We start from the raw sequence: 12223 nt of genomic DNA, 5'->3' as shown, positions 1-12223 counted from the left end.
AAGCCGATCTGATTGAGCATGTGCGCGGAGGCGACCGACATGCTGAGGAATTTTTCGTAGGTGAAGAACGCGATGTCGTACTTGCCCCTTAGAACAGTACCGACCTGATCCTGCCAATCGCCAGAGCATCGGGCGATCCGGAGCCCCAGACGATCGCCGTAAAGGGCCGAGAAGTCCTCGAACTTCTCGTTCACGAGCGCCTTGTACGGCAGCAGGAACACGGCCTTGCGGCCATCCGCAATGGCCTTGAGCGCCGCCAACTCACCGATGAAGGTCTTTCCTGCACTGGTCGGCGCGACGACCATGAGCGAGTCACCGTCCAACACCCCCTTTTCGTTGACTGCTTCGATCTGAAGCTCGTTGAGCCCTTGAGAAAAGCGCTCCTGCCATGCATCGACCGCTTCTTGCGGAATGCCCGCAGCTGCCAATTCGCGTATGTCGCCCGTCGTCTGAAAATTGACGCGTTCAGGAAAGGCTTCGCGATAGCGGGCACCGATCTGGCCAGGAGGCAGGACAAGATCGCCTTCGGTCTGGCCGAACATGGTAGGCGACTGGATATAGCCAAATCGCCCAGCGTTCGCCGTGACAAGGCGAGTAACGCGATCGACAAGCTCAAGCACGCCGAGCGGGGCGTTTGCCTCAAGCAAAACGTCAATGACGGCCTTGGTGAAGAGACCGTGCCGCGACTGGGGATCTTCGAGCGCTTCCTGATCGGCCGACGATGCTGCGAACAGGATACGTCCCTGACCTGCCACCTGAACGAGCGGGAAAGCCACAGCGTCGCGGGGAACCAAGCCGGCGTCGATCACGCGCGCCGGAGCACCGCCACTAAAGCAGCAAACAAGCAAGAGGATGACTGCGCGCGCTCTGGTCTCTCGAAAACGCTGAGCCAGCTCGTCCATGCCAAGCGTCGTGTTCGGCAGATCGGCTACGTCCGTATCATGCAGAACCAGGCGGTGGTCTTGCGTGCCGTGTCCCGCGAACCCGAGGATCACCACATCGTCTTCATCCGCAGCGTCGAGCGTCGCGTCGAGCACATCGCGCATCGCAGCCAGTGTCGCCGCACTGTCCGTGATGACGGGGGCGTCTAGGTCGGCGATGCTGTCCGACAGGACTGCCCATAAAGCCGTGGCGTCGCGCGCGGCTCCCGTCAGATCACCAATGAATGGATCCACATGCCGATCGATGCCGATGAACGCCCCCCGGATCATCAATCAGCCTCGCGTCACTTGAAAGGACGCAAAACCAGGTCGCCCGATTTCAGCTGAATTGTATCGCCCGGTCTCAACGCCATGCCGCCCTCTATCACTTAAATCTGATCTACATAAAAAGTAAGTCACGTTGCTACATTTTGCCAGATAGACGGTCCCATTGATCCAAATTTTCCGCCATCTTTACATATCAGATTTTGAGGCACGTAAGGAACAACTCTTGCGGACTCGATAGCGATGCATGACCGCTTCCGATTGGCCGCCCAGTTGCGCGACCATCAAATCACCTTCGATACGAAATTATGGGAGTACGGCGCGCGCATGCCGCCGTGGCATGCTTCAACAAGAAGAGCTACGATGCGACACTGAATAAGCATAAAAACAAGAGACTACAAATGCGACGGGACGATTGGCTCGTTCGTGAGGACGAAATACTAGCCCATCAACCAGCTCATTCGAATTTACGAGCCGTCTTCCAACCAATGTCGAGACGGCCCCATACGCAAACCGACGAGGCGACATATCTGGAGGAAGAGATGGCCAAGCTGCCGAAATTCACGCTCACTCACAATGAGAAGAAAGATCGTTGGGATCTGACCAAGGACGGCGCAAGCCGCCCTACAGCGACCTTCGACAAGAAGGCTGAAGCTACAAAGGGCGGCGCCCTTGAAAAGGCTGTCGGCAAGGCCGGCGGATCAGTCAAGATTCAGAAGGTCGACGGCAAGTTTCAGGAGGAACGCACATTTCCACGCTCTGCCGACCCGAAAAAATCACCTGGCTAATTTCGACTATGGATCATCCGCAACCTAGCGAAGGTCAATCTCATGCCCCGCACGATAGAAGAAATCCTGTCCGAGCTACCGCTGGACCAGCAGGATGAAGTCGAAAGGCGTCATCAAGAACTGCGTCAGACATTGATCAATCGAAGATCCACAAAGATCGCAGACCGACAGGTGACGAAGGAAGGCGTAACAACATAGCAAATGTCACGCTTCGCGAGGGCGCGATATGACGCTGCCCGTTCCCTCGCCTACTACCATCTCGATGGCGTGAAGCCATGATCGTCATCATCACCGAATAGCCGCTCAGCCTCCAGCCGCTCCTCCATCGCATTGGCTGTGAGGAGTGCTTCGCGCTTCGCCAGGTGTTCTCTCGCCCAAGCTAGAAAGGCCGACAGCCGTGGCGTCGGCGCAGTGGAAATCTCCGAAGTGAGCATGCTGATGAGACGGCGCAGCCGATCGAGTTCATCAAGCTCAGACAAGACCGCACTCAGTCCGGCTAATCGGCGCTCTTCAATATGGCGAGCGCGCGCAGCCAGTTCGCGGAGTCGACGCTCCTCTTCAAGCCGCCGTTGTTCCGCTTCACACTTGAGGCGCTGTTCCGTCTTCGCCGCAGCTAGCACCGCAAGACCGACGGCAATATCAGTCGCCATCTTCTCGAGCCGCTGAACCTTGGCATCGCGGAAGCTGCGTCGGGGCGCAACGCCTCTCGGAACATAGGTCTGCTCGAACTCGAATGAGAGCTGACCAGTTGGGTGGAAGTCCCATTCGGGAAAACGCGGCCTGTCGAAGAATAAGTCGTCCCATGAATTTCGCCGTGCCGCCCGATCCCGCTTCCGCTGCCACGCTTCTTTCTTCGCCCGTTCGGCGTCGGTCAACACATGCGTCTCACGCCTGATCGATTCGGTGATCGAGAAGCCGACCGTTTCGGTTTCGGATTTGAATTTCGCCGCCCCCTCACCTGCGACGAGTTCAAACCTTTGGAGTGCAGCCGCTCGCACGATCCGAGGTAGAGCGACAGCAAGGCGGTCGACTGACGACGAGGCCACCTCACACTTGATAAACCCGGCTCCATTTGCGGCTACGATGCCAATGTCTGATACCTTTGCTTTTCTAAGCTTAGCCAGCGTGCGCTCGACGATCGGGTGCGATGGCGCCATGTCATCGTCGTCGCCGTCAGACGCCACTATGCGCGCCTGTTCGCGCACATCGATAAGCATGGCGGATTCACGGCTGAAGTTGCCGCTGGCGATCGTAATGCGTTCGCCGCCGCCCGCCTCGGCCTTCGGCAACGGGGTTTGCTTCACCTTTTTTCCCGCCGCCTTCTTCGCCCACCAGCCCAGCGGCGGATTGGGAATGTCGTGCTTTCTGCATATCTTGTGAAGCGCGACGTCGGATATCGCGAACTCCTTCGCCAAATGTGTCATTGGCTTGGACCAGACGAGCTCGTAAAACTCTTCGCGCGTAAAGACTCGAGACACTGCAAACCCTTCAATTTTCCAACGCCCTCTGCGGTTTCCGACCGACTGCCTCGACTATTCGGCACAGAGATCGGCAGAACTGAATGCAATGCCCATGTGCCCCGGGAACGCACCGGTTTTCAGGCAAAGGATCGCAACGCAGACGCTGACGGGTCCAAATCCTTGCCACACCACTCACATCGGCGGTCGCTCAAAGAAGCGCAACGCGCTATCACCTTGTTGTTCAAGTATAGGGGAAATTGTGCCTGTTCCAGTGTATCTCACCGTAGAGGAAGTTATCGAACGTTATCGTGACCAAATCAGCGAGGGCACACTTCGCAACTGGCGCTCAATGAGGATTGGACCGTCTTTCATCAAGATCGGGAAGGCCGTCTTGTACCCCGCAGACGAACTGGAAAAGTGGGACCGGTCGAACCTCATCATCTGCAGGCCATCAAGGTCTCTCTTATCAACAGTCCTCCCCGCTGAAGAGGCCTGACACGGAAGCCCGCTCCACTGACGGATTGAGATAGCAACCGAAGGCACGATTGGTCTCCGCCGAACGGCTTAGTGAAGCGCCACATCCAATGGCACCCGACCGATGCTGACCGAATTTGGTCAGGCAGGCATCCAAATCGAGCCACGCAGGTCCGTTCCCACCGCAGTCGCTTGTGCAAGTTGCGGCAAGATCGTAGTAGTGTTCTAGGGGTTCGGAAACAGTGCTCGTGCATGCCTGACCTGACAGCAGAAGTGCCAGTCGTTATGTGCACTGAAAATCACAAAGTGTCACGAGATAGATGCACCAGACCCATACCCCAACATGATTTCTAGATCGACGAAAATACTGATAAATAAGGCGATTTATACTTCGGGTGTTTTGATCCACAATCACCCCTCTGGCGATCCAACCCCCTCGCGGGCCGATATCGACATGACCAAAACCATAATCGATACGGCCAGTCCACTGGGAATATCGGTCCACGATCACATCATCATCGGCAAGAAGAACCACGTCAGCTTCAAGGGTCTGCAGCTCATCTGAGTTTCGGCGTAAGAGTTGCCAAATCCGACACAAAAAAGGCCGCTCCATGAGCGGCCTTTCATGACTTTGTGAAGAAAAAACGAAAGGCCTACTCGCCCTTCTCCTTCTTCTTGGCTGCAGCAGCCTTTTTTGGAGCGGCCCTCTTTTTAGGAGCAGCCTTCTCCTTCTTCGCCGGCTTCATCTCCGCCTCGTCCTCGTCGTCAGCCATCAGCTCGTCGCGGGAGACCTTCTCGTCGGTAACCGCGATTTCGCCAAGCAGATGGTCGATGACCTTCTCCTCGAACAGCGGCGCACGGATATTGGCCATGGCCTGCGGGTTTTGACGATAGAACTCGTAAATTTCCTGCTGCTGATGCGGCGGGTAGCGGCGGATCGACTCGATAAGCGCGCGCTGCATCTCCTCGTCACCCACTGTCACCTCGGCCTTCTCGCCGATTTCGGACAGGACGAGGCCCAAACGCACACGGCGCTCGGCCAGACGCTGATACTCTTCACGCGCCTCCTCCTCGGTCGTCTCTTCATCCTCAAAGGTGCGCCCTGCACTTTCCAGATCGCGGGTCACCTGATTCCAGATGTTTTCGAACTCGGCTTCCACGAGCTTGGACGGAGCCTCGAACTTGTAGGATTCATCCAGCGCATCGAGGATCTGGCGCTTCGCCTTCTGGCGCGTCACTTGGCCGAACTGGTTTTCGAGCTGTCCGCGAACGATCTCACGGAGCTTGTCGGCCGATTCCAGGCCGAGCTGCTTGGCCGTCTCATCGTTGATTTCCAGCTCATTGGGCTTGGAGATCTCTTTGATCTTGACGTCGAACTCGGCTTCCTTGCCGGCGAGATGCGCGGCTGCATACTCTTGCGGAAAAGTGACCTTGATCGTCGTCTCGTCGTCCGCCTTCAGGCCCACGAGCTGCTCCTCGAAACCGGCAATGAACTGGTTCATGCCGATCACGACCTCGGAATCCTCCGCAGCGCCCCCATCGAAGGGCTCACCGTCGATCTTGCCGAGATAATCGAGCTTGACCTTGTCGCCGTCGGCCGCCTTGCCCTTCTTCAGTTCGTAGGTGCGGGCGGAATCGGCAACGCGCTTGACCTGCTCCTCGACTTCCTCATCCGGCACGTCATAAACCTGACGCGTGATCTTGATGTCGGAGAAGTCCTTCAATTCGATCGGCGGAATGACTTCGTAGGACATTGAGAATTCAAAGTCGGCATCGCCGGAGAGAACCTTCTCCGCTTCTTTCTCATCCTCGGTCATCGAGATCTCCGGCTGAATGGCCGGCTTCTCGCCTCTGTCGGTCAAGATGCTCTGCGTGTCCGCAAGGATCTCGTTCACGACCTCGGCCATGAAAGACTTGCCGTAAACGCGGCGCAGGTGCTGCGCGGGCACTTTGCCGGGGCGGAAACCCTTGAGGTTCACCTTGCCCTTCGCGTCATCGAGGCGCTGTGCGAGACGCGCCTCCATGTCCTTGGCAGGAACGACAACTTTAAGTTCGCGCTTGAGCCCTGAGTTGAGAGTTTCGGTTACCTGCATCCATCATACCTTTGTATTCGCTTTTGCCGCCGCTTTCACGGCGCCCACCGCTCTTCCTGTCGGGGAATCTTACCGGGAATGGCCCTTCTGGTGCGGGTGGAGGGACTTGAACCCCCACGGCTTGCGCCACAGGAACCTAAATCCTGCGTGTCTACCAATTCCACCACACCCGCTTCGAAAGACCCAAGGAACGCCTTAAGCTTCCGAAAGCGCGGGTTCTATATCACTTGCACCTAGTGTATCAAAGCAAAATTGGCAAGATTCAGGGCTTTTTTGATGCCTTGGGCGAGACCGTCGGCGCCCGGTCCTCCTCCCGCTTTTCCCGTGCTTTTCATAAATCGATTATAATGCCGCCCACCCGGGAACATAACGCAGCCGCAAAACAGCCATGTTGCATTGCACAAATCGCATTGCTGTCATGCAACATTAGCACTTCAAAGCCGCACGGGTTGGGACTATCTCAGGCTCAACAAACGAATACAGAATTCAACGAAGCGAGCACTGAGATGAACATCATCCGCAATTACCGCAACTGGCGCCGTTACCGTCAGACCGTCACCGAACTGAGCCGCCTGTCCAACCGTGAGCTGAACGATCTGGGCATCTCCCGCGGCGACATACCGTTCGTTGCACGCAAGTCCCTCTAAGGGCGCACCAGTTTACGAGTTTCGCCAGGATCACCTCCTCCCGATCCTGACGAATATGACCGACAACCTCCTCCTCCCAATTGTCGGTCACCCCAAAACAACACCTGCCGGATCTCCTCCCCCGGCAGGTGTTGGAACGGGCGGCAAGCTCGAAAGAGCGAGCCAATCAGAGTTTTAGAGCTTCCTTCGGAGTTATCCTCCTCCCAATTCCGAAGGAAACGACCGGCAACCACCTCCTCCCGATTGCCGGTCATCCCAAAACGACACCCGCCGAACCTCCTCCCTCGGCGGGTGTTGTTTCCGGGCAGAAGCGTTCCTATATGGGCGCTGTCAGAGTTTGAGTTTTATGAATTTCGTCCGGGTTACCTCCTCCCAACCCTGGCGAATAGACCGGCAACCTCCTCCTCCCAAATTGCCGGTCATCCCATAGCGACACCCGCCGGATCTCCTCCCCCGGCGGGTGTCGTTTTTTTGCCTTCGTCGCGAACCTACCTGCGAAAATACAGGCCCCGCCGCATTCCCGTTCACAGTTAGTCAGGTGTCGAGAAACCGCTGCCGCACCGGCTCTGTAAATTTGCTTGACAACGCTCGCCGCGAACCGTTGCATTCCATGGTCCGGCGGCTTATCTCCATGTCATGAAACCGATACACATCATTGGCGGCGGTCTCGCCGGTTCCGAGGCCGCATGGCAGGCGGCACAGGCGGGTGTTCCCGTCATCCTGCACGAAATGCGGCCGGTGCGCGGCACCGATGCCCACAAGACCGGCGGCCTTGCCGAACTGGTCTGCTCCAACTCCTTCCGTTCCGACGATGCCGAGACCAATGCGGTCGGCCTCCTGCACGCTGAAATGCGTCTTGCCGACTCGCTCATCATGCGCTCGGGCGACGCCAACCAGGTGCCTGCCGGCGGCGCGCTCGCCGTCGACCGCGACGGTTTCTCCGATGCCGTCACGGCGGCGCTTGAGACGCACCCGCTAATCACGATCGAACGCGAGGAGATCACCGGCCTGCCACCTGAAGACTGGGATCAGGCGATCATCGCCACCGGTCCTCTGACAGCGCCCTCTCTGGCCGAAGCCATTTCGGAAGCCACGGGCGCACAATCGCTGGCCTTCTTCGATGCGATCGCGCCCATCGTTCATTTCGATTCCATCGACCTCGACACCGCCTGGTTCCAGTCGCGCTACGACAAGGTCGGTCCCGGAGGCACGGGCAAGGACTACATCAACTGCCCGATGGACAAGGCGCAGTACGAAGCGTTTATCCAGGCCCTCCTCGACGGCGGCAAGACCGAGTTCAAGGAATGGGAAGGCACGCCCTATTTCGACGGTTGCCTGCCTATCGAAGTGATGGCCGAACGCGGGCCGGAGACGCTGCGTCATGGCCCCATGAAACCGATGGGTCTTACGAATGCCCATAAGCCGCATGAAAAAGCCTATGCGGTCGTGCAGTTGCGCCAGGACAATGCATTGGGCACGCTCTATAATATGGTCGGGTTCCAGACGAAGCTGAAATACGGCGAACAGGCACGCATTTTCCGTATGATCCCCGGTTTGGAGAATGCGGAGTTTGCGCGGTTGGGCGGTTTGCACCGCAATACCTATCTGAACTCGCCCACGCTACTCGACGGCACGTTGCAACTGAGAAACCGCTCTGGCTTGCGCTTTGCCGGGCAGATCACAGGCTGTGAAGGTTATGTGGAGAGCGCGTCCATGGGCCTGATCGCCGGCCGCTTCGCCGCCGCCGAACGCCTGGGACGACCTGTATCCGCACCGCCGGCGACCACCGCTTTCGGCGCATTGCTCAATCACATTACCGGCGGGCACATCCCTTCCGAGGACGAACCCGGCAAACGCTCATTCCAGCCGATGAACGTCAATTTCGGCTTATTTCCGCCGGTCGACGTGCCCAAGCCCGAGGGAAAACGCCTTCGCGGTAAGGAAAAATCCATTGCAAAGAAGAAGGCGCTGACGGCGCGCGCGCTCGTCGACTTCAAGAACTGGCTTGCCGCTCCACCCATCGCCACAGCCGCCGAATAAAGGCATCCCGGCCCCGTTTCCGGTCGAACCCTGACCCGACGGAAAGGTCTTTTCAGAGCTGGAATCCGGATATGAATCAGGTGCCCAGCGCACCGGAGACGCCATTTGCGGCCTTTTGGGCGTGAAACGAAGCCGTCCTGGGATCGTCCACCAGTGGCCTCTTATTCTTTCAGTCTCACGGCCAGTCGGCGCTTCGCAGAAGCACGCTCCCCGAAAAACTCTCGAGAATTGTCTCCGAATCTGACCTTGCATAAAGATAGGTGGGTACAAGAACGATCTCACGACCGTCCGCCTCAAGACGCAGCTTGGCCGGCTGTGCCTCTCGCGACGAAAGAGCGATAATCTCTGCCGTATCGATGGGAAACAACGTCACCGCCCCTTTTTCCGGCTCCACCGACAGTCCATTCTTGCTCAGAACCAGCCTGAGAACAGCCCCACCCGGCAATTCGACGCCACCCACCGGAACCGTGTCCAGATGGAACTGTGCATTCTGGATCACGGTATCGAAGCCGTCGGATGCAAACGCCGCAATGTCCGGGTTGCTATAGGAGAAACCCTGTCGCCCCCGTTGCACGGGGTTGTCCGGGTCGAGCCCCCAGGCAATTGCCACCTGCCGATAGAAACTCTCGTCCTCGTTCGGAACGAATCCGTCGGGCGCCACTTCCAGTACAGCATTCCTTCCGTTGAGGTAACGAAGCGCGGCGAGCGCTTCCGTCTTCGCCTGCGCGTCCGAAGTCCCTCCCTGCACAATCTCGAAAAACCGCGCCCGCTGCGATTTGATCGACCAGCCAAGTGCGCCTTGCGGGCCGAAGCTGCCAACCAGAAGAGCAAACGCGGGAATTGCGGCGATCACGCGGATATCGCCACGCAATCGCGGCACGGCCTGCAAGGCGACCAACACCAGCGTAACCAGGCCGAACAAGCCCAGGAAATAACGCTGCGTCGTCCAGCCGAATGCACCCACGCGCAGCGAAAGCGCATAAAACAACAGTCCAAGCGGCACCAGAAGGAAAAGCGGCCAAAAGCGCACGAAGAAACGGGTCGGGGCTCGGGCCGTATCGAGGAACGGTTTTGTCAAAAGCAGAACCGCAACGATGCAGACCCCGTAGGTAAGCACAAGCCAACCGATCTGCCCCTGCGGGACTTCTCCTGTGAAACCGATCTTAGCAGCGTAGAGATGCAGGATTACCGCATAGACAATGAGCAGCGGTACAGCAGCGAAATCGCCCAGAGCGCGCATGCCGCGGCGCATCATGTCGTGCTCGTGGCCGCCTGGCTCTTCATCAAACGCGCGCGGTGTCTGGCCAAGTCCGAACAACGGCGCGACGAAAAGACCGATGGAGGCCCATATGTGTTCGTAAAGATCGCTCGGAACATCGAGACCGAACAAATGGGTGAGGCTCGCCAGAATAGCGGATATACCGCCGCCAAACAGGGCGAAGGCTATGAGGCCGAGGCCTGCTGCAAAGGCAAGTCGTGCGGTGAACATCCAGAAGGCGCCGCCCGTCCCCCTGCCTGTAAAAGGGGCGACAGGCACGAGCGCCGCCAGGGAAAGCATAAATGCCCATTCCACCGTCCGCTCGGTGAAGCCCGGCCACATGACGACAAAGGCGGCGACGCCAGCAAACACCGGCAGCACCAGGACGGCCCACCCGGAAAGGCGCCATGCCTGTGCAAAAAGCGTTGCAGCGAATGATGCGAGTACCGCCGCCATCAGCGCAAAGAACAGGTCTTCTTCGCGCGCAGCGTCTATAGCCCAACCGGGGAGGAGATCGACGCCGGCGACCATCGCATTGGTTTGAGCGGCCGTCAGGAAGAGGAAGATCACCGTAACCGGAAACCGTGACAGAGCGTCTCCCATCGCCGCAAGCGCCTCGCGCAGGGATGCCAGCCAACCGGCGCTGTCACGGGCTTCCCTCAATCGTCCAGACAATAGATTTCCCCCAAATCGAACGGTTCGAAGATCAGGACCATCAGAGCGCGGCACAAATTGGGCAACGCCAACGGGGCTTTATTCCCATCCCCTTGCGGCATGTCGGAACATCAGCCAGTGCCGCCGCCATTGCGCCAGCGTCACCACATCGTCGAGCGTCTTATCGGCGTTCATCTCGAGACGGTTGAGATAGGCCATTGATAGCCCTGCCGGCAGGAAGACCGGTCGCAGGGATGCGGTCAACGTTTTCGCTTCGGCCTCAAACGTCGCCGCGTGGTGCTTGCCCAGCGCGATCATCGCGGCCACGGCGCGCGCGGCCGCAACCCGGTCCTGGCCGTTTAGAAGATTCTCGCGTGTCGTTCCGGCAGCGCTGAGCAGGTCGCCGGGGATGTAGCACTGGCCCCGTCTGCGGTGAATCGGCAACATACGCAAAAGCCCGGCAATGGCCTGCGCGCAGCCGGCATGGCCGGCAAGCTGCGAAAAGCGCATGGCAGACGAAGGATCCAACACCAGTCCGGCAAGCTGGATCAGCGCCGATGCAGTCTCGCCGCAATAGCCTTCCAGATCGTTTCGGCTCGGCATCGGGTCGTCGTAGAGGTCGAAGGTGCGCGCCTCCAACAGGTCGAGCAATGGCTGCACCGGAAGCTGGTGAATGCGGATCGCATCAAGTAACGCCATGGCAAGCGGCGAACCTTCCGCACTTTCAGGCCGCGCCTCTGCCGTCAGTACATCGTGCCAGAACTGAAGACGTACTTCGCCGGGCAAGGGCTCGCTCACCCGATCGCGAATCCCCGCAATCTCGGCATTGAAAGCATAAAGAGCGAAAAGCGCCGCGCGCTTATCTTCCGGTGCGTAAAGCACCGAGAGATAGCGGTCAGGATCGGTGCTCCGCACCAGCGACACAACGAATTGGTGCGTATCGGCCATCTCAATCGACAGCGATCAACGCGGCTGCCACCGTGCGATCTTCAGCAAGCAATACATTGTACGTCCGCACCGCCGCACCCGTGGCCATGGTTTCCACCGCCACGCCGGCTTCGCGGAAGCGCCTACGCATCTCCACCGGCATCGGAACCAGGTCTTTCCCCGTCCCCAACAACAGAATGTCGAAATCGGCAGCCTCGTCGAAGAGCCTGGCAACATCGTCTTCACGCAGGCTGTCGAAGGCGGTCACGTTCCACCCGTGAATGCCTGAAGGCAGACACAGAATGGAACCCCGATGCGACATATCGGCGAAGCGGAAACCGCCATTGCCGTAAGCATCGATCGGCGCGCGGCCCGGAAAATGGGCTGCGCGGATTTCGATACCGCCCGCCATCACTTGGCCGGCAACTGTCCGGTCGTTTCCGAACCGGCCACGCTATCACCGCCCTGCTCGGCGCCGAGCGCTCCGGTGGAGCGCATGCGGAACAGGATCAGAAGCGGGCCCGCGATGAAGATCGACGAATAGGTACCGACCACGACACCGAAGATCATCGCGGCCACGAAGGACTGCAGCACCTCGCCGCCGAAGAAGAACAGCGCGAGCAGCGCCAGGACGGTCGTCAGCGACGTCTGGATGGTACGCGGCAAGGTCGGGTTCA

At 58.7% G+C, this 12223-nt stretch carries 10 protein-coding genes, 1 tRNA gene and 2 pseudogenes; 5 read left to right on the top strand and 8 right to left on the bottom strand.

The annotated features are described in order from the left end of the window. Positions 1–1211: caspase family protein (locus QZ638_RS18235; RefSeq protein WP_295813333.1), on the bottom strand; the 1211-nt coding region annotated here is incomplete at its 3' end. Between the two features lie 536 nt (positions 1212–1747). Between QZ638_RS18235 and QZ638_RS18230 the strand changes: the two genes are divergently transcribed. Then, complete coding sequence (locus tag QZ638_RS18230; RefSeq protein WP_295813332.1) at positions 1748–1993, top strand: DUF2188 domain-containing protein; 246 nt, start codon at positions 1748–1750, stop codon at positions 1991–1993. Positions 1994–2244: 251 nt separating this feature from the next. On the opposite strand, the gene QZ638_RS18225 is transcribed toward QZ638_RS18230, so the two are convergent. Further along, on the bottom strand, positions 2245–3417 hold the full coding sequence (locus QZ638_RS18225; RefSeq protein WP_295813331.1) for a hypothetical protein: 1173 nt from the start codon (positions 3415–3417) through the stop codon (positions 2245–2247). A 295-nt stretch (positions 3418–3712) separates the two neighbouring features. Between QZ638_RS18225 and QZ638_RS18220 the strand changes: the two genes are divergently transcribed. After that, a complete protein-coding gene (locus QZ638_RS18220; RefSeq protein ID WP_295813330.1) occupies positions 3713–3949 on the top strand; it encodes a helix-turn-helix domain-containing protein in 237 nt (78 codons plus the stop codon). 375 nt (positions 3950–4324) lie between these two features. Then, positions 4325–4492, top strand: a pseudogene (locus tag QZ638_RS18215) (JAB domain-containing protein); the annotation flags it as partial. Between the two features lie 88 nt (positions 4493–4580). Here the strand turns inward: QZ638_RS18215 and tig are convergent. Further along, the gene (gene tig / locus QZ638_RS18210; protein WP_295813329.1) at positions 4581–6020 is read right to left on the bottom strand and encodes a trigger factor; all 1440 of its coding nucleotides are present in this window, start codon (positions 6018–6020) and stop codon (positions 4581–4583) included. 88 nt (positions 6021–6108) lie between these two features. After that, positions 6109–6193 (bottom strand) — tRNA-Leu (locus QZ638_RS18205). Between the two features lie 333 nt (positions 6194–6526). Between QZ638_RS18205 and QZ638_RS18200 the strand changes: the two genes are divergently transcribed. Continuing rightward, on the top strand, positions 6527–6667 hold the full coding sequence (locus QZ638_RS18200; RefSeq protein WP_007008226.1) for a DUF1127 domain-containing protein: 141 nt from the start codon (positions 6527–6529) through the stop codon (positions 6665–6667). Between the two features lie 636 nt (positions 6668–7303). Next, a complete protein-coding gene (trmFO, locus tag QZ638_RS18195; RefSeq protein WP_295813328.1) occupies positions 7304–8707 on the top strand; it encodes a methylenetetrahydrofolate--tRNA-(uracil(54)-C(5))-methyltransferase (FADH(2)-oxidizing) TrmFO in 1404 nt (467 codons plus the stop codon). A 175-nt stretch (positions 8708–8882) separates the two neighbouring features. On the opposite strand, the gene QZ638_RS18190 is transcribed toward trmFO, so the two are convergent. The 4 genes and pseudogenes from QZ638_RS18190 to QZ638_RS18175 all read right to left on the bottom strand — a co-directional run. Further along, on the bottom strand, positions 8883–10640 hold the full coding sequence (locus tag QZ638_RS18190; protein WP_295813327.1) for a DUF4153 domain-containing protein: 1758 nt from the start codon (positions 10638–10640) through the stop codon (positions 8883–8885). 78 nt (positions 10641–10718) lie between these two features. Further along, complete coding sequence (locus tag QZ638_RS18185) at positions 10719–11567, bottom strand: phytoene/squalene synthase family protein (RefSeq protein ID WP_295813326.1); 849 nt, start codon at positions 11565–11567, stop codon at positions 10719–10721. 1 nt (position 11568) lies between these two features. After that, positions 11569–11958, bottom strand: coding sequence for an Mth938-like domain-containing protein (locus tag QZ638_RS18180; protein WP_295813325.1), 390 nt, complete (start codon positions 11956–11958; stop codon positions 11569–11571). After that, positions 11958–12223: pseudogene (locus QZ638_RS18175) on the bottom strand (protein translocase subunit SecDF); the annotation flags it as partial. The pseudogene QZ638_RS18175 and the gene QZ638_RS18180, both read right to left, overlap by 1 nt.

Origin of the sequence: uncultured Nitratireductor sp., assembly GCF_913053745.1 — a bacterium.
In the GTDB taxonomy this organism is placed as follows: domain Bacteria; phylum Pseudomonadota; class Alphaproteobacteria; order Rhizobiales; family Rhizobiaceae; genus Nitratireductor.
Note: the sequence above shows the minus strand (reverse complement) of the source record. Positions and strands in the feature narration are given on the sequence as shown.